Consider the following 16913-nt stretch of genomic DNA (forward strand, 5'->3'; position numbering starts at 1 on the left):
GTCCGCACAGGCAATTCGTCACCACCTAGGTCCCGATTGGGCCAAGACTTCACCAAGTGGGTTGCGTCACAGGCAACGCTCCACTAAACCCCTCCGGATGGGGATGCGAGCGAGTCACGGCTATCGGGTGATCGGCCTGATTTCGGGCACGTCGCTCGACGGGATCGACGTGGCCGCCGCCGACCTGCACGCCGAAGAGGACACGGTCGTGCTGACGCCGCTCGGCGAGCTCGACGTCCCCTATCCCGATCACCTGCGCGAGGGCCTGCTCGCCGCGCTGCCGCCGAACCCGTGCACCGCCGGCGAGCTGACGCGGCTGGACACCGGCGTGGGCCAGGCGTTCGCCGACGCGGCCGCGCGCGGTGTCGAAGAGCTCGGCGGCAGCGCGGACCTGGTCGCCTCGCTCGGCCAGACGGTGTTCCACTGGGTCGAGGACAACCACGTCCGCGGCACCCTCCAGCTCGGCCAGCCCGCGTGGATCGCCGAACGCACCGGGCTGCCGGTGGTCGCCGACCTTCGGGCGCGCGACGTCGCCGCGGGCGGCCACGGCGCGCCCCTGGCGAGCACGCTCGACCGGCTGTGGCTGTGCGGCCTCGCCGAGGACACCGGACGGCCGGTCGCCGCGCTGAACCTCGGCGGCATCGCGAACATCACCGTCGTCGCCGAGGGGCGGCCGGTGATCGCCTACGACACCGGGCCCGCCAACGCCCTGCTCGACGTCGCCGCCCACCGCGTCTCGGGGCAGCGCAGCGACGTCGACGGCCGGCTCGCCCTCGGCGGGTCGGTGCGCGCCGACCTGCTCGGCCGGCTGCTGGCCGACCCGTACTTCACCGCCGCGCCGCCGAAGTCGACCGGCAAGGAGCACTTCAACGCGGACTACCTCGACACCGCACTGGCCGGCCTGGAGGGCGTCGAACCCGGCGACCTGCTCGCGACGCTGACCGAGCTGACCGCCGTCACCGTGGCCGACCAGTGCCGCCGCCACGGTGTCACGACCGTCATCGCCTCCGGCGGGGGCGTCGCCAACCCGGCGCTGATGGCCGCGCTGGTCCGCGCCGTGGGTTCGGCGGTGGTCAAGACCAGTGACGACCTCGGCCTGCCCGGCGCCGGCAAAGAGGCGTACCTGACCGCGTTGCTGGGCTGGCTCAGCTGGTGCGGCGTGCCCGGTACGGTGCCGTCGGCGACCGGTGCCCGCGGGCCGCGCGTGCTCGGCGCGCTGGTCCCGGGCCGCGGTCCCCTGACCCTTCCCGCCCCGCTGGGGGGCACCGTGACCCGGTTGCGAGTCGCGGAGAAGGCCGGAGAACGGTAGGAGTGATCCATGCGCGGTGTTGACCTCGCCATCATCGTGATCTACCTGGCGGCGATGCCGCTGATCGGCGTGCTGGTCGGCCGGAGACAACGGTCGGCGGCGGACTACTTCGTCGGCGAGCGCAGCCTCCCGTGGGGTGCGGTGATGCTGTCCGTGGTGGCCACGGAGACCTCGACGCTCACCGTGATCAGCACGCCCGGACTGGTCTTCGGCAACGCCTTCCTGTTCCTGCAGCTGGCCTTCGGCTACATCATCGGCCGGACGATCGCCGCGTTCGTGCTGCTGCCGCGGTACTTCCGGGGCAACCTCGTCAGCGCGTACGCGTTCCTCGGGAAGCGGTTCGGCTCGGGGCTGCAGGGCACGGCGTCGGTGACGTTCGTGATCACGCGGCTGCTCGCCGAGGGCGTGCGCCTGTTCGCCGGCGCGATCCCGATCAAGGTGATCCTCGGCCACTACGGCATCCACCTGGACTACTGGGTGATCGTCGTCATCCTCACCGCCCTGACGCTGGTCTACGCCTACATCGGCGGGATCAAGGCGGTGGTCTGGGTCGACGTCATCCAGCTGTCGCTCTACCTCGGCGGCGCCGCGGTGGCCGCGATCGTGCTGCTGAACAAGCTGCCGGCCGACTGGGCCACGCAGGCGTCCGCGGACGGCAAGTTCATGCTCGTCGACTTCACGAAGAACCTGCTGACCAGCCCGTACGCCTTCATCACGGCGGTGCTCGGCGGCGCGGCGCTCTCGATGGCGTCCCACGGCGCCGACCAGCTGATCGCGCAGCGGCTCCTGGCCACGCGCAGCCTGCGCGACGGCCAGAAGGCGCTGATCGGCAGCGGCGTCATCGTCACCGTGCAGTTCGCGCTGTTCCTGCTGGTCGGCGCCATGCTGTGGGTGTTCAACGGCCGCAAGTCCGTGGCGCAGCTGGGGTTGCAGAGCCCGGACGACGTGTTCTCGCGGTTCATCATCGACGACCTGCCGGTCGGTGTCTCGGGCCTGCTCATCGCCGGTGTCCTGGCCTCGACCATGGGCGCGCTGGCTTCGGCGCTCAACGCCCTGTCGACGTCCACCGTGGCCGACCTCTACCAGCGGTTCACCAAGCGCTCGCCGGAAGACTCGAAGCTCCTGCAGCACGGTCGCATGTGGACCCTGATCTGGGCCGTCGTGTTCGCGGTGTTCGCGTCGCTGTTCTCCACCACGAAGAACTCGGTGATCGAGCTCGGCCTGGCCATCACCGGCTACACCTACGGTGCGCTGCTGGGGTCGTTCCTGCTCGGCCTGCTGATCAAGAAGGCGCGGCAGGCGGACGCGATCGTCGCGTTCGTGGTCACGGTCGTGGTGATGGCGTTCGTCATCCTCGGGGTGAAGTTCAACGCGAAGACCGGCGGCCTGATCGGCGTCGACTTCAGCAAGGCGGCCGGGGACAAGGTGGCGCTGGCCTACCCGTGGTACACGCTGATGGGCGTGCTCATCACCCTGGTCGTCGGCGGCCTGCTGGCACTGCGGCACCGGACGCCGGACCCGAAGGCGGCCGAAGCGGAAGCCGCGACCGCCGAGGTGCGCGCCGCCTGATCCTCCTGAACCGTTTCCGGCGGGCTCCCGTGTGGAGGGGCGGGAGCCCGCCGAGAAGCGGCGGGAGGATTTCGAAGGTGGATTCCATGAAGCGGATGACGGTGGCGCTCGCGGTGGGTGCCCTGCTGGTCGGCGGCGCGGCGACGGCTTCGGCCACCCCGGCGGCCGCCAAGGTGCCGGACGCGATCAAGGTCCCCGCGGGCAACCGGCCGGTGGCCGCCTACGCGGCCGAGGGCGTGCAGATCTACGGCTGCACGAACGGCGCGTGGACGCTGATCCAGCCCGCCGCCGTGCTGTCGAAGCACGGGAAACCGGTGGCGCTGCACAGCAAGGGCCCGGTCTGGACGTCCATCGTGGACGGCAGCACGGTCGGCGCGGCGGCGGCCGCTTCCTCGCCGCGGACGGACGCGATCCCGGAACTGCTGCTCAAGGCGAACCTCAACACCGGCGACGGGATCTTCGGCAAGGTGACCTACGTCCAGCGCCTCAACACCCGCGGCGGCGTCGCCCCGGCCGGGACGTGCACGGCGGGCGCGCAGACGGCGGTCCGGTACTCGGCGGACTACGCCTTCTGGGTCGCCGGATAAGCGGATGTGACGCCCCGCCCGCTCCCGTAGCCTGGGAGCGGGACAGGGGGGTCACATGGGGTTCTTCATCGGTCTCGGCGCGGTGCTGCTGGTCGTGCTCGTCATCGCACTGGCCATGGACCGGTCCGACCGCAAGCGGGGCGTCCAGCGCGGCATGCTCACGCCACGCGGACGCCGGCCGCGGATCGGCGACGCCCAGTGGATGGGCAACGACCTGCGCCACTACGAGCCCCGCGCGCACGGCGAAGACCGCCGCGCACCGCGCGAGGACGAGATCAACTGACCGGAACCGGCTCTTCCTCGGTCGAGCGCAGCCGCTGCGAGATCACCTTCGTGATGCCGTCGCCCTGCATGCTCACGCCGTAGAGGGCGTCGGCGATCTCCATGGTCGGCTTCTGGTGGGTGATGATGATCAGCTGCGACGAGTCGCGCAGCTGCTCCAGCAGCCCGATCAGCCGGCGCATGTTCGTGTCGTCGAGCGCCGCCTCGACCTCGTCCATGACGTAGAAGGGTGAGGGGCGGGCGCGGAAGATCGCCACCAGCATGCCCACCGCGACCAGCGACTTCTCGCCACCGGACAGCAGCGACAGCCGCTTGACCTTCTTGCCCGGCGGCCGCGCTTCGACGTCGACGCCGGTGGCCAGCAGGTCGTCCGGCTCGGTGAGGACCATCCGGCCTTCGCCGCCCGGGAAGAGCACGCCGAACACCGTCTCGAACTCGCGGGCCACGTCCGCGTACGCCGAGGCGAAGACCTCGAGGATCTTCTCGTCGACCTGCTTGATGACGGCTTCGAGGTCCTTGCGGGTGTCCTTGAGGTCCTCCAGCTGCGTGGAGAGGAACTTGTACCGCTCCTCCAGCGCCGCGAACTCCTCGAGGGCGAGCGGGTTGACCTTGCCCAGCAGCGACAGGTCCTTCTCGGCGCGCTTGGCGCGGCGGGCCTGGGTGTCGCGGTCGTAGGGCATCGGCGGCGGCGGGGTCACGTCCTCGCCGCGGTCCTTGGCCGCCTCGTACTCGGCCATCTCACCCGCGCTCGGCGGCACCGGGACGTCCGGGCCGTACTCGCGGACGAGGTCCTCCAGGCCCATGCCGAAGTCCTCGGCGATCTTGGCTTCGAGGGTCTCCAGCCGCAGCCGCTGCTCGGCGCGCAGGACCTCGTCGCGGTGGACGGCGTCGGTCAGCTTCTCCAGCTCGCCGGTCAGCTCGCGGACCTTCGCGCGGACACCGGTCAGCGCCTGCTCGCGGCTCTGGCGGCGGGCCTGGACCTGGTCGCGTTCGGTGGCGGCGCGCTGCACCGAGTGCTCGATGCGCTCCAGCGCGATCTCGCCGGCGTTGACGACGGCGTTGGCGATCTCGGCGCCGCGTTTGCGGGCCGCGGCGGCACGCTCGGCGCGTTCACGGGCCTGCTGCTCGGCGTGCGCGGCGCGACGAAGGCCCTCGGCCTTGCCGGCGATGCTGCGGGCGCGCTCTTCGGAGGTGCGCTGCGCGAGCCGCGCCTCCATCTCCTCCTGCCGCACGACGGCCAGTTCTTCGACGGCCTGGTCGCGCTCGGCGGTGTCCGGGTCGTCCTCGACGGGCTGCTCGGCGACGGCGGCGAGCCGTTCCTCCAGCTCGGCGAGCTGGGCGAGCGCCTGGACGCGGCTCTGTTCGACCTTCGCGCGCTGCCCGGACAGCCGTTCGACCTCGGCCTGCGCCTGGCGGGCGGCCTGCTGCAGCCGGTTGAGCCGCTCCGAGGACCGGGCGCGCCGGACCTTGGCCTCGCCGAGGGCGTCCTTGGCCTGGGAGACCTCTTCGCGACGCGCCTGCTGCTCGGCGCGGGCGCCTTCCAGCTCGGCCGCGTACCGCTCCAGAGAGCGTTCGGCCAGGCGGAGCCGCTCCCCCGCCTCGTCGACGGCGGCCTGGACCTCGATCACGCTCTCGCGCTTGCCGGAGCCGCCGATCGCCCAGCGGGCGCCGAAGACGTCGCCCTCGGCGGTGACCGCGCGGACCTCGGGGTGCACCGCGACCAGGTGCCGGGCCGCGTCGAGGTCGCGGACGATGGCCAGCCTGTCGAGGGCCTGCTCGACGGCGGGCCGCAGCTGCGCGGGCGCCGTGACGACCTCACGGGCCCAGCGCGCGCCTTCCGGCAGCGACGGCCACGAGAGGGTGTCCACAGTGGACTCGGGCCCGCCGAGCAGGATGCCCGCGCGGCCGGAGTCGGTGTCCTTCAAGTACTTCAGGGCACGCAAGGCGTCTTCGCCGCCCGCGACGGCGATCGCGTCGGCGACCGGGCCGAGCGCCGCGGCGAGCGCGACTTCGTGCCCCGGCTCGACGGTCAGCAGCGCGGCGACCGAGCCGAGCAGGCCCGGCAGCTCGTGGGACGCGCCGAGCAGCGCGCCCGCGCCGTCCTTGCGCCGCAGGCCCATGGACAGCGCCTCGACGCGCGCCTTCTCCGACGCGATCTCGCGCTCGGCGGCGCGCTCGGCCTTGACCAGCTCTTCGACGCGCGCCTTGGCCGCGTTGTTCGCCTCGACCGCGCGGTCGTGGCGGTCCATCAGGCCGGCGTCGTCGGATTCCTCCGCGCCGCCCTCGGCCTTGGCCAGCTCCAGCTCTTCGACGGCGATCTCGGCGCGCTCGGCGGCTTCCTCGATGGAGACGCTGAGCCGGTCGATCTCGTCGGTCGTGGCGCCGTTCTTGCTGCGCAGCGCCTCGACCTGGCCGGTCAGCTTGGCCATGCCCTCGCGGCGGTCGGCGATGGCGCGGACGGCAGCCCAGTGCGCCCGCTCGGCGGCCTGGACGCGTTGTTCGAGGTCCTCGCGGCGCAGCACGGTCTGGGCGAGCAGCTCCCGGGCCTCCATGACGGCCTCGTTGAGCTCTTCTTCCTGCTCGGCGACGCGCTCGGCCTCTTCGAGGAGCTCTTCGGGGTCGCGGCCGCCGGTGTTCGTCGCGACGTCGGCGGAGAGGTGGCGCTGGCGCTCGATGGCGAGCCGGACGGTGCCGCGCAGCCGCTCGGCCAGCGCGGACAGCTTGTACCAGGTCTCCTGGGCGGTCTGCAGGAGCGGCGCGTCCTCGGCGAGCGAGGCCTCCAGCTCGGCTTCTTCGGCGGAGACGATCTCGAGGGTCTGCTCGACCTCGGCGCGGCGCGCGCGAGCTGTCTTCTCGTCGGCTTCTTCGCGCGCGATGGCTTCCCGCTGGGTGACCAGGTCGTCGGCGAGCAGGCGCAGCCGGGAGTCGCGCAGCTCGGACTGCACCGACTGGGCCTTGCGGGCGATCTCGGCCTGCTTGCCCAGGGGCTTGAGCTGGCGGCGCAGCTCGGTCGTCAGGTCGCCGAGGCGGTCGAGGTTGCCCTGCATGTTGGCCAGCTTGCGCAGGGTCTGTTCCTTGCGCTTGCGGTGCTTGAGGACGCCGGCGGCCTCTTCGATGAAGGCGCGGCGCTCCTCGGGCTTCGACTCGAGGATCGCCGAGAGCTGGCCCTGCCCGACGATGACGTGCATCTCGCGGCCGATACCGGAGTCCGACAGCAGTTCCTGGACGTCCATCAGGCGGCAACGGTCGCCGTTGATCTCGTACTCGCTCGCGCCGTCGCGGAACATCCGGCGGGTGATCGAGACCTCGGAGTACTCGATCGGGAGCGCGCCGTCGGCGTTGTCGATGGTGAGGGTGACCTCGGCGCGGCCGAGCGGGGCGCGGCCCGCGGTGCCGGCGAAGATGACGTCCTCCATCTTGCCGCCGCGCAGGTCCTTGGCGCCCTGGGTGCCCATGACCCAGCGCAGTGCGTCGAGCACGTTGGACTTGCCCGAGCCGTTCGGCCCGACCACGCAGGTGATACCCGGCTCGAAGCGCAGCGTGGTGGCCGAGGCGAAGGACTTGAAGCCCTTGAGCGTCAGGCTTTTCAGGTGCACGTGCTGCTGACCCCTCTGGCCGCGGGTACGGGCGGTTCAATCGTCCCAGGCTACCTGGGGGCCTCCGGGGTCCGCCGGACGCGCCCCCTCCTCGGCGCGCCTAGCACACTCCCGGCGGCCTCAGCAACACCACGAGCCACACCGGCCCCGGACGGCCTACCGCTCGACGAACCCGCTGAGTCCCCCTTTCGGGTCGGACCAGCGCTCGGCGACGTGCTCCACACTTCCGGGTGATTCTCCCGATCGTAACGCGGCCAACAGCCGCTGACAGTGGTCACGACTACCCTCCGCTATCACCTCGACACGCCCGTCCGCCAGGTTGCTGGCGCTCCCGACGAGCCCGAGTTCCAGCGCACGGCTGCGCGTCCACCAGCGGAAACCGACGCCCTGAACCCGGCCGCGCACCCACGCCGTCAAGCGGGTGCGGGTTTCTTCCTCACTCACGCTGTTCATCCCTTCCGGGTCGACCGACCGCGCACAGTAACGGATCAAGGCCACTACCTGGGCGAATACCCGCACGCCGGTGATAACCTCCCCGCCGAGGTCGGTCCCCCGCCGTGGCTGTGCTTGGTACGACACGCCCGTTTCCCGGCCTCGCCGTGCCGTCGGAAACACCGCGCCTCCCCGAATTCCCCAAGGAGCCCCGTATGCCCCGCCCCGCCGGGTCGGATTCGAGCTCTCGGATCACCAGGATCGACACCGCGCCGCCCAAGAGCAGCAAACCGAACCGCACCGGGTACGTCGTGCTCGGGGTGGCCGGGCTGGTCGTCGCGACCGCGTTCGCCGCCGTGGCCGAGCTCGCCGGGCCGGCCCCCGCCTCTACTGCGGGCGGCACGGGCGGCCCCGGCGGCCAGGGCACCGTCCCGGCCGGCGTGCAGACGCTGCCGGCGACCCCGTCGTCGAGCGACCCCGCGTCCTCGAGCGGCGCGCCGACCACGTCGAGCCCGACGTCGCCCAGCGCGCCGACGACCGTGGTTTCGGTGAGCCCGGACGGCAAGACGACCACCACGGTCGTCACCCAGCCGTCGCCGCCCCCGCCGCCGCGCAACGATACCGGCGGCAACCCGCCGCCGTCGAGCCAGCACCCGACGTCGCCCACGAAGACGCCGACGCCGACCCCCACGCCGACCCCGACTCCCACGCCGACCCCCACCCCGACGGACACCACACCGCCCGGGGGCGGCTCGAGCTCGGTCGGCGCCCCCTCGTCGAGCACGACGGGAACCAGCACGACAGCCTAGGCCTAAGTGCCCCAACGCTGAGGCACTTAGCCTAAGTGTCCCAAGATTGGGGCACTTAGGCCAAGGCCAGAACGGCGGCGACCATCACGTCGCGGGCCAGCAGCTGCACCGCGCGGCAGCTCGCGCCCGAGCTGAGCGCGGTGACCATCGCGTTCGGCTACGCGAAGCTGCTGTTCAGAGATCGACCAGCCGGCCTTCTGGTTCTAGCCGCCGCGGACGCGGCACCGCAGGTCGTCGGCGAAGAAGCCGGCGAGTGCGGGGCCGATGCCGATGATGCCGAAGCTCCAGGGTTCCGCGCTGCCGAGGACGGCCGCCACCCCCACGCCCACGAAGTAGCCGGCGACCAGCAGCACGAGCAGCAGCGCGGCTCTGCCCCACCCGTTCTTCTTCCGCACCCCAGTGGTCATGGGGGAGGACTACCCGGCCGAGCCCGGGTTCAGGCCCCGGAAGTCCGGGGCGGGCTTCCGCTCCGGCGTGCCCGGAAGTACCGGGCCCAGTAGAACGCGGCCGCCAGCACCCCGCCGACCGGCCACACGAACCGGAGCGCTTGCCGCCACCCGGTCGCTTCCCAGCCGAGGGCGAGCACCACTGCGGCGACCGTGAACACGCTCCACAACACCGCCAGGCCCAACGCCACCTTGGCCGGCATCCGGCCTTTCGTCCCCTCGGTCACGCCGGAGGGATACCCAGCGGGTCAGACCTCGAAGCGGTACCCCATCCCCGGTTCCGTGAGCAGGTGCCGGGGCCGTGACGGCTCCCGCTCCAGCTTGCGCCGCAGCTGGGCCAGGTACACCCGCAGGTAGTGGGACTCCGTCTCGTACGACGGGCCCCACACCTCGTGCAGGAGCTGCTTCTGCGCCACCAGCCGGCCGCGGTTGCGGACCAGCAGCTCCAGCACGCCCCACTCCGTCTTCGTCAGGTGGACTTCCACGCCGTCGTGGCGGCGGACCTTCTTCGCCGCCAGGTCGACGCTGAACGACGCCGTGTCCACCACCGCGTCCGCGCCGTCCGCGCCCGCCACCGCGGACCGGCGGACCGCCGCGCGCAGGCGGGCCAGCAGCTCGTCCATGCCGAACGGCTTGGTCACGTAGTCGTCGGCGCCCGCGTCGAGGGCCTCGACCTTGTCCGCGGAGTCGCCGCGGGCGGACAGCACGATGATCGGGACCGTCGTCCAGCCGCGCAGGCCCGCGATCACCTCGGTGCCGTCCAGGTCCGGCAGGCCGAGGTCCAGCACGACCACGTCCGGCTTGGTCTCGGCGACCGCCTTCAACGCGGCCGTGCCGTCGTGCGCGGTGATCACCTTGTAGCCGCGGGCGGTCAGGTTGATCCGCAGCGCCCGCACGATCTGCGGCTCGTCGTCCACCACCAGCACGGTGGCCCCCGGGTCGCTCATCGCACCCCCTCCTCTTCGTACTCCACACTGAACGCGGGCAGCGACACCACGACCGTCAGCCCGCCGCCCGGGGTGTCCTCGGCGCGGATCGTGCCACCCATCGCCTCGGTGAACCCCTTCGCCACCGACAGCCCGAGCCCGACGCCCGGCGTCGTGTCCCGGTCGCCGCCGAGCCGCTGGAACGGCGCGAACGCCGAGTCCGCGGCGCCCTTGCGCAGGCCCTTGCCGTGGTCGACGATCCGCAGCTCGACCTGGCCGGAGTGCGCGCTGGCCCGGGCCGACACCGGGGCGCCGCCGTGGCGCAGGGCGTTGTCCAGGACGTTCGCCACCACCCGTTCCAGCAGGCCGGGGTCGGCCAGCACCGACGGGAGCTCGTCGTCGATCGCCACCACCACGTCGTCCGAGTTGTCCACATTGGACAAGGCGTGCGCGACGACCTCGTCGTAGCCGACCGGGCGCAGGTGCGGGCGGACCGCCCCGGTGGCCAGCCGCGAGGAGTCGAGGAGGTTGTCGATCAGCCCGGCGAGCCGGTCGGCGGACAGCTCGATGGCCTCCATCAGCTCCGCGGTGTCCTCTTCGGACAGATCCAGGTCCGCGGCACGCAGGCTGCCGATCGACGCCTTGATCGACGTCAGCGGCGTCCGCAGGTCGTGCCCGACGGCCGAGAGCAGCGTCGTGCGCAGCTCGGTCGCCTCGGCCTTGCGCTCGGCGCGCGCCGCCGCGGCCGCGGCCCGCTGCTGCCGCAGGGCCAGGAACGCCTGCCCCGCCACGGCTTCCAGGACCCGCCGGTCCGCCGCCGGCAACGCCCGGCCGCTCAGGGTCAGGTGGACGTCGGCGGTGACGGCGATGTCGGCGTCCGCCTCGTCCGGGTCGGCGCACGGGTGCTCCCCCACGGTCGCCACGCACTGCCACACCCCGTCCTGCTTCTCCAGCAGCGTCACCGACGTCAGCGCGAAGTTCTCGCGGACCTTCGCCAGCAGCCGCTCGATCGGGTTCGCGTGGGTGAGCACGGTCCGGGCGTAGGAGGCCAGCAGCGCCGCCTCGGTCCGGGCTCGCGCGGCCTGCGCGGCCCGGCGCGCGGCCTGGTCGACGACCAGCGCGACCAGCACCGCGACCACGACCATCGCGATCAGCGTCACCAGGTTCTGCGGGGTGTGCACGTTGAGCGTGTACAGCGGCGGCGTGAAGAAGAAGTTGAGCAGCCCGGCGCCGAGCACGGCCGCGACCAGCGCCGGGCCGAGGCCGCCGACCAGGGCGACGACGACCGTGGCGAGGACGTAGGCGATGACGTCGGTGGCGAAGTCCAGCCCGCTCGGGACGAAGACGCCGACGAGGGTGACCAGCACCGGCAGCACGATGCCCAGCACCCAGCCGGTGACCAGCCGCGAGAGCCCCAGCGGGCTCGCGATCAACCCGGTCCGCAGCCGCCCGCCGGCCTCGGAGTGGGTGACCATGTGCACGTCGATCGGCCCCGACCGGCGGACCACCGCGGCGCCGATGCCCTCGTCGAACAGCCGCGCCACCCGGGACCGCCGCGAGGTGCCGAGCACCAGCTGGGTCGCGTTGACCCCGCGGGCGAAGTCCAGCAGGGCACCCGGGACGTCGTCGCCGACGACCGTGTGGAACGTCGCGCCGACCTCTTCGGCGAGCTTGCGGTAGCGGGCCATCGCGGCCGGGCTGATCCCGGCCAGGCCGTCGCCGCGCAGGATGTGCACCACCTGCAGTTCGGCGCCGGCGCGGGTGGCGATCCGGCTGGCCCGGCGGATGAGCGTCTCGCTTTCCGGGCCGCCGGTGATCGAGGCGACCACGCGTTCGCGCGCCTCCCACGTGTCGGTGATCCGCTGCTCGGCGCGGTAGCGCTGCAGGGCGACGTCGACCTGGTCGGCCACCCACAGCAGCGCCAGTTCGCGGAGCGCGGTGAGGTTGCCGGGCCGGAAGTAGTTGCCGAGCGCGGCGTCGATCCGCTCGGCCGGGTAGACGTTGCCGTGCGCGAGGCGGCGGCGCAGCGCCTCGGGCGTGATGTCGACCAGCTCCAGCTGCTCGGCACGGCGGACGACCTCGTCCGGCACGGTCTCCTGCTGGGTGACGCCGGTGATCCGCTCGACGACGTCGTTGAGGCTCTGCAGGTGCTGCACGTTGACCGTGGAAAGCACGTCGATGCCGGCGTCGAGGAGCTCTTCGACGTCCTGCCAGCGCTTGGCGTTGCGCGACCCCGGCACGTTGGTGTGCGCGAGCTCGTCGACGACGGCGACCTCGGGCGCGCGGGCGAGGACGGCGTCGACGTCCATCTCGTCGAACACGCGGCCGCGGTGCTCGGCGTGCCGCCGCGGAACGGTTTCGAGGCCCTCGAGCAGTGCCGCGGTCTTCTCGCGGCCGTGCGTCTCCACCAGGCCGATGACGACGTCGGTGCCGCGGTCGAGGCGCCGCCGCGCTTCGCCGAGCATGGCGAAGGTCTTGCCGACGCCCGGCGCCGCGCCGAGGTAGATCCTCAGCTCTCCCCGGCGCGGCCTGTTCTCCGTGGTCACGGTGTCAGTGTGCCCCTCCGGCCGCCGCGCGCACGGCCAAGTTGAGCGGGAGCACATCCACTCCGGGGACACCGATCCCGGCCCCGCTCGTGTTCTGCTCGATCAGCTGCTTCACCCGGTCGAGGGGCAGGCCGGTGTTCCGCGCGACCCGCGGTGCCTGGAGGTCGGCGTAGGCGACGCTGATCGCCGGGTCGAGGCCCGAGCCCGACGCCGTCACCGCGTCCGGCGGTACCTGAGCGGGTGACACGCCCTCACGCTTCGCGATGGCGTCCTTGCGCTCGCCGATGGTGTTCACGAGGTCCTCGTTGTACGGACCCTTGTTGGACGCGCCGGACGGCATCTCGGGCGTGACCACCGAGGGCCGGGTGTGGAACCACGGGTCGTGCGCCGGGTCGGCGGGCACCGGGTCGACGCCGATGAGCGACGAACCGGCGGCCTGGCCGTTCTGCGTGACGATCGAGCCTTCGGCGTTGCCCTCCAGGCCTGGGATGCGGGCGATGGCCCAGACGGCCAGGGGGTAGAGGATGCCGAGCAGGACGGTCATGACGAGCAGGACGCGCAGCCCGGCCCAGGTCTGCTTGACGAGCGTGTTCACGGAAAGTCACCCGATTCCAGGGATGAGGCGGACGAGCAGGTCGATCAGCCAGATCCCGAGGAAGGGGCTGACGATCCCGCCGAGGCCGTAGACGAGCAGGTTGCGCCGCAGCAACGCCGAGGCCGACGACGGCTTGTACCGCACCCCTCGCAGGGCCAGCGGGATCAGCACGACGATGATCAGCGCGTTGAAGACGACCGCCGACAGGATCGCCGACTTCGGCGTGGCCAGGTGCATGATGTTCAGCCCGCCCAGCTGGGCGTAGATGCCGGTGAACATCGCGGGCAGGATGGCGAAGTACTTGGCCAGGTCGTTGGCGACGCTGAAGGTGGTCAGCGCGCCGCGGGTGATCAGCAGCTGCTTGCCGATCTCGACGATCTCGATCAGCTTCGTGGGGTCGCTGTCGAGGTCGACCATGTTCCCGGCTTCCTTGGCGGCCGAGGTGCCGGTGTTCATCGCGACGCCGACGTCGGCCTGGGCGAGCGCGGGGGCGTCGTTGGTGCCGTCGCCGGTCATCGCGACCAGCCGGCCGCCTTCCTGCTCCCGCTTGATGAGCGCCATCTTGTCCTCGGGCTTGGCTTCGGCGAGGAAGTCGTCGACGCCGGCGTCCGCGGCGATGGCCTTGGCGGTGAGCGGGTTGTCGCCGGTGATCATCACCGTCTTGATGCCCATCGAGCGCAGTTCTTCGAAGCGTTCCTTCATGCCCGGCTTGACGACGTCGGACAGCCGGATCACGCCGCGCACCACCGTGTCCTCGGCGACGACCAGCGGCGTACCACCCTGGGCGCTGATCTCGTCGACGACCCGCTCGGTCTCGTCGGGGAACTCGCCGCCGTTGTCGCGCACCCACGCCCGCACGGCGCTCGCCGCGCCCTTGCGGATCCGGCGGGTGCCGATGTCGATGCCGCTCATCCGGGTCTGGGCGGTGAAAGGGACGAACTCGCCGTGCTCGTCCTGCGCCGCGTGGTCCTCGGTGAGGTCGACGACGCTGCGGCCCTCGGGGGTCTCGTCGGCCAGGCTGGCCAGCCGGGCGGCCCGCGCGAGTTCGTCCGGCGTGGACGTGCCGACCGGGATCAGCTCGGTGGCGCGGCGGTTGCCGAAGGTGATCGTGCCGGTCTTGTCGAGCAGCAGCGTCGAGACGTCGCCCGCGGCCTCGACCGCGCGGCCGCTGGTCGCCAGGACGTTGCGCTGGACCAGGCGGTCCATGCCCGCGATGCCGATCGCGCTCAGCAGCGCGCCGATCGTCGTCGGGATCAGGCACACCAGCAGCGCGGTCAGCACGATGACCGACTGCTCGGAACCGGAGTACCGGGCCATCGGCTGCAGCGCGACGACGGCGAGCAGGAAGATGATCGTCAGCGTCGAGAGCAGGATGGTCAGCGCGATCTCGTTCGGCGTCTTCTGCCGGGAAGCGCCTTCCACCAAGGCGATCATACGGTCCACAAAGGACTCGCCGGGCTTGGTGGTGATCTTCACGACGATCCGGTCGCTCAGCACGGTCGTACCACCGGTGACGGCGCTCCGGTCGCCGCCGGATTCGCGGATGACCGGGGCCGACTCGCCGGTGATGGCCGACTCGTCGACGGTCGCGATGCCCTCGACGACGTCGCCGTCCCCCGGGATCACCTGGCCCGCCTCGACCACGACCAGGTCGCCGACCCGCAGCTCGACGCCGGGGACCTGTTCCTCGGAGCCGGACCCGGTGAGCCGGCGGGCGACGGTCTCCTTCTTCGACCGCCGCAGGGATTCCGCTTGGGCCTTGCCGCGGCCTTCCGCGACGGCCTCGGCGAGGTTCGCGAAGAGGACCGTGAACCACAGCCAGACCGCGATCAGGATGGTGAACACGCTCGGGTCGGTGACGGCGAAGACCGTGGTGAGCGCGGAACCCACCCAGACCACGAACATCACCGGGTTGCCGAGCTGGTGCTTCGGGTTGAGCTTCCGGAACGCTTCCGGCAGCGACGTCCAGAGCTGGCGCGGGCTGAACACGCCGGCGCCGACCCGGCCCGGGGGTTCGACGGGGGTCACCCGGGGTCGTTCTTCGGTGACGGTCATGCGAGTGCCTCCGCGATGGGCCCGAGCGCGAGCGCCGGGATGAACGTGAGGGCCGCGACGAGCACCACCGTGCCGGTGAGCAGGGTGGCGAACAGCGGCCCGGTGGTGGGCAGGGTGCCGGCGGTTTCCGGCACCTTGCGTTGCGCGGCCAGGGAGCCGGCCAGGCAGAGCACGGCGAGGATCGGCACGAACCGGCCGATCGCCATGGCGACGCCGAACGAGGACTGGAACCAGTCGCTCGTCGCGGTCAGGCCGCCGAACGCGCTGCCGTTGTTGTTGCCGGTCGAGGCGTAGCCGTAGAGGATCTCGGACAGCCCGTGCGCGCCGGTGTTGCCGAGCGCGCCCGCCGTTCCGGGCAGCAGCAGGGCGATCCCGGAGCCGAGGAGCACGACGGTCGGCATCGCCAGCATGGCGATCGCGGCGCAGGTGACCTCGCGCTTGCCCAGCTTCTTGCCCAGGTACTCCGGCGTGCGCCCGACCATCAGCCCGGCCAGGAACATCGCGATGATGGCCAGCACGAGGATGCCGTAGAGGCCGGTGCCGACGCCGCCGGGCGAGATCTCGCCGTACAGCATGTTCAGCAGCGGTCCACCACCGCCGAGCCCCGAAAGACTGTCGTGGGCGCCGTTGACCGCGCCGGTCGACGTGCCGGTGGTGGTGTCGGCGAAGATCGACGTCAGGCCGATGCCGAACCGCTGTTCCTTGCCTTCCATGCTCGCGCCCGCGGCCAGCGCGGCCGGGTTGTTCGCCGTGGCCTCGGAGAACCAGATGAGCGCCAGGGAAGCCGCCCACAGCAGGCCCATCACGCTCAGCAGGACGTACCCCTGGCGGCGGTTGCCGACCAGCGTGCCGAACGCGCGGGTCAGGCTGACCGGGATGACCAGGATGAGGAACAGCTCGACGAGGTTCGTCCAGGCGTTGGGGTTCTCGAAGGGGTGTGCGGAGTTGGCGTTGAGGATGCCACCGCCGTTCGTGCCCAGTTCCTTGATCGCCTCCTGGCTCGCGGCCGGAGCCAGCGCGATGGTGCTGTGGCTGCCGTCCGGGTTCGTCACGGCGACGCCGGCCTTGAGGCTCTGCACCACGCCGAGCGCGACCAGGACCAGGGCGAACACGAACGCCATCGGCAGCAGCACCCGGACCGTGCCGCGCGTCAGGTCGACCCAGAAGTTGCCGAGCCGGTCGGTCTTCGCGCGGACGAAGCCCCGGGTCACCGCGATCGCCACGGCCAGGCCGACGGCCGCCGACAGGAAGTTCTGCACGGTCAGGCCGGCCATCTGGACGAAGTGGCCCATGGTCGTCTCGGGGACGTAGGACTGCCAGTTCGTGTTGGTGACGAACGAGATCGCCGTGTTGAAGGCGACGCCGGGGCTCACCGAGCCGCGGCCCAGGTCCCACGGCAGCAGCGGCTGCAGGCGCTGCAGCAGGTAGAGCAGGACGACCGAGACGAACGAGAAGCCGAGCACGCCCGCGGCGTAGGTCGGCCACCGCTGCTCGGAGTCCGGGTTGACGCGGAAGAGCTTGTAGAGGCCCTTCTCGAGCTTCAGGTGCTTCTCGGTGGAGAAGACCCGCGCCAGGTAGTCGCCGAGCGGTTTGTAGACCACGGCGAGCGCGGCGAGGAGCAGGCCGAGCTGGATGAGCCCGGCCGTGGTGTCGGACATCAGAATTTCTCCGGCTTGATCAGCGCGACGAAGAGGTACACGAGCAGGCCCAGCGCCAGCAGCCCGCCGACGACGTTGGCCACGGTCCCGGCGCCGCTCACAG

15 protein-coding genes are annotated in these 16913 nt (G+C 71.8%); 5 read left to right on the forward strand and 10 right to left on the reverse strand.

Going from position 1 to position 16913, the window contains the following annotated elements; genetic code table 11:
* Window positions 1–97 precede the first annotated feature (97 nt).
* From H5965_RS31895 to H5965_RS31910, 4 genes are all read left to right on the forward strand, one after another.
* Window positions 98–1309: an anhydro-N-acetylmuramic acid kinase gene (locus H5965_RS31895; protein WP_310974488.1), complete on the forward strand. Its 1212-nt coding sequence runs from the start codon at window positions 98–100 to the stop codon at window positions 1307–1309.
* A gap of 9 nt (window positions 1310–1318) precedes the next feature.
* The gene (locus H5965_RS31900; RefSeq protein ID WP_310974489.1) at window positions 1319–2878 is read left to right on the forward strand and encodes a sodium:solute symporter; all 1560 of its coding nucleotides are present in this window, start codon (window positions 1319–1321) and stop codon (window positions 2876–2878) included.
* 86 nt (window positions 2879–2964) lie between these two features.
* A complete protein-coding gene (locus tag H5965_RS31905; protein ID WP_310974490.1) occupies window positions 2965–3465 on the forward strand; it encodes a DUF3455 domain-containing protein in 501 nt (166 codons plus the stop codon).
* A gap of 55 nt (window positions 3466–3520) precedes the next feature.
* Window positions 3521–3748: a hypothetical protein gene (locus H5965_RS31910; RefSeq protein WP_310974491.1), complete on the forward strand. Its 228-nt coding sequence runs from the start codon at window positions 3521–3523 to the stop codon at window positions 3746–3748.
* Here H5965_RS31910 and smc read toward each other — a convergent pair.
* Window positions 3741–7343: a chromosome segregation protein SMC gene (smc, locus tag H5965_RS31915; RefSeq protein ID WP_310974492.1), complete on the reverse strand. Its 3603-nt coding sequence runs from the start codon at window positions 7341–7343 to the stop codon at window positions 3741–3743. The genes H5965_RS31910 and smc overlap by 8 nt on opposite strands.
* 156 nt (window positions 7344–7499) lie before the next feature.
* Window positions 7500–7796 (reverse strand): acylphosphatase, encoded by a 297-nt coding sequence (locus H5965_RS31920; RefSeq protein ID WP_310974762.1) that lies wholly within the window; start codon window positions 7794–7796, stop codon window positions 7500–7502.
* 194 nt (window positions 7797–7990) lie between these two features.
* On the opposite strand from H5965_RS31920, the gene H5965_RS31925 reads away from it, so the two are divergent.
* The gene (locus H5965_RS31925) at window positions 7991–8584 is read left to right on the forward strand and encodes a hypothetical protein (RefSeq protein ID WP_310974493.1); all 594 of its coding nucleotides are present in this window, start codon (window positions 7991–7993) and stop codon (window positions 8582–8584) included.
* Window positions 8585–8787: 203 nt separating this feature from the next.
* On the opposite strand, the gene H5965_RS31930 is transcribed toward H5965_RS31925, so the two are convergent.
* The 8 genes from H5965_RS31930 to kdpF are packed head-to-tail and all read right to left on the reverse strand — an operon-like array spanning window position 8788 to window position 16911.
* Window positions 8788–8991: a hypothetical protein gene (locus H5965_RS31930; RefSeq protein WP_310974494.1), complete on the reverse strand. Its 204-nt coding sequence runs from the start codon at window positions 8989–8991 to the stop codon at window positions 8788–8790.
* 29 nt (window positions 8992–9020) lie between these two features.
* Window positions 9021–9257: a hypothetical protein gene (locus H5965_RS31935; RefSeq protein ID WP_310974495.1), complete on the reverse strand. Its 237-nt coding sequence runs from the start codon at window positions 9255–9257 to the stop codon at window positions 9021–9023.
* A gap of 21 nt (window positions 9258–9278) precedes the next feature.
* Window positions 9279–9977 (reverse strand): response regulator, encoded by a 699-nt coding sequence (locus H5965_RS31940; RefSeq protein WP_086837952.1) that lies wholly within the window; start codon window positions 9975–9977, stop codon window positions 9279–9281.
* Window positions 9974–12502, reverse strand: a complete 2529-nt coding sequence (locus tag H5965_RS31945) for a sensor histidine kinase KdpD (protein ID WP_310974496.1) — start codon at window positions 12500–12502, stop codon at window positions 9974–9976. Before H5965_RS31945 ends, H5965_RS31940 begins: the two co-directional genes overlap by 4 nt.
* 4 nt (window positions 12503–12506) lie before the next feature.
* Complete coding sequence (locus tag H5965_RS31950) at window positions 12507–13097, reverse strand: potassium-transporting ATPase subunit C (RefSeq protein WP_310974497.1); 591 nt, start codon at window positions 13095–13097, stop codon at window positions 12507–12509.
* A 6-nt stretch (window positions 13098–13103) separates the two neighbouring features.
* Window positions 13104–15152, reverse strand: coding sequence for a potassium-transporting ATPase subunit KdpB (kdpB, locus tag H5965_RS31955; RefSeq protein ID WP_310974498.1), 2049 nt, complete (start codon window positions 15150–15152; stop codon window positions 13104–13106).
* Window positions 15149–16810 carry a potassium-transporting ATPase subunit KdpA gene (gene kdpA / locus H5965_RS31960; protein ID WP_310974499.1) on the reverse strand — a complete coding sequence of 554 codons (1662 nt, stop codon included), beginning with the start codon at window positions 16808–16810 and terminating at the stop codon, window positions 15149–15151. The genes kdpB and kdpA overlap by 4 nt, the downstream gene beginning before the upstream one ends.
* Window positions 16810–16911, reverse strand: a complete 102-nt coding sequence (gene kdpF, locus H5965_RS31965; RefSeq protein ID WP_155545259.1) for a K(+)-transporting ATPase subunit F — start codon at window positions 16909–16911, stop codon at window positions 16810–16812. The genes kdpA and kdpF overlap by 1 nt, the downstream gene beginning before the upstream one ends.
* Window positions 16912–16913 lie beyond the last annotated feature (2 nt).

It is taken from the genome of Amycolatopsis sp. 505, from assembly GCF_031625235.1.
Taxonomy (GTDB): Bacteria; Actinomycetota; Actinomycetes; order Mycobacteriales; family Pseudonocardiaceae; genus Amycolatopsis.

What these genes read in the sequence shown, in the direction of transcription:
- H5965_RS31895 (WP_310974488.1), top strand. Translation starts at nt 98, where the DNA reads ATGGGGATGCGAGCGAGTCACGGCTATCGGGTGATCGGCCTGATTTCG.
- H5965_RS31900 (WP_310974489.1), top strand. Translation starts at nt 1,319, where the DNA reads ATGCGCGGTGTTGACCTCGCCATCATCGTGATCTACCTGGCGGCGATG.
- H5965_RS31905 (WP_310974490.1), top strand. Translation starts at nt 2,965, where the DNA reads ATGAAGCGGATGACGGTGGCGCTCGCGGTGGGTGCCCTGCTGGTCGGC.
- H5965_RS31910 (WP_310974491.1), top strand. Translation starts at nt 3,521, where the DNA reads ATGGGGTTCTTCATCGGTCTCGGCGCGGTGCTGCTGGTCGTGCTCGTC.
- H5965_RS31920 (WP_310974762.1), bottom strand. Translation starts at nt 7,796, where the DNA reads ATGAACAGCGTGAGTGAGGAAGAAACCCGCACCCGCTTGACGGCGTGG.
- H5965_RS31925 (WP_310974493.1), top strand. Translation starts at nt 7,991, where the DNA reads ATGCCCCGCCCCGCCGGGTCGGATTCGAGCTCTCGGATCACCAGGATC.
- H5965_RS31930 (WP_310974494.1), bottom strand. Translation starts at nt 8,991, where the DNA reads ATGACCACTGGGGTGCGGAAGAAGAACGGGTGGGGCAGAGCCGCGCTG.
- H5965_RS31940 (WP_086837952.1), bottom strand. Translation starts at nt 9,977, where the DNA reads ATGAGCGACCCGGGGGCCACCGTGCTGGTGGTGGACGACGAGCCGCAG.
- kdpB (WP_310974498.1), bottom strand. Translation starts at nt 15,152, where the DNA reads ATGACCGTCACCGAAGAACGACCCCGGGTGACCCCCGTCGAACCCCCG.
- kdpA (WP_310974499.1), bottom strand. Translation starts at nt 16,810, where the DNA reads ATGTCCGACACCACGGCCGGGCTCATCCAGCTCGGCCTGCTCCTCGCC.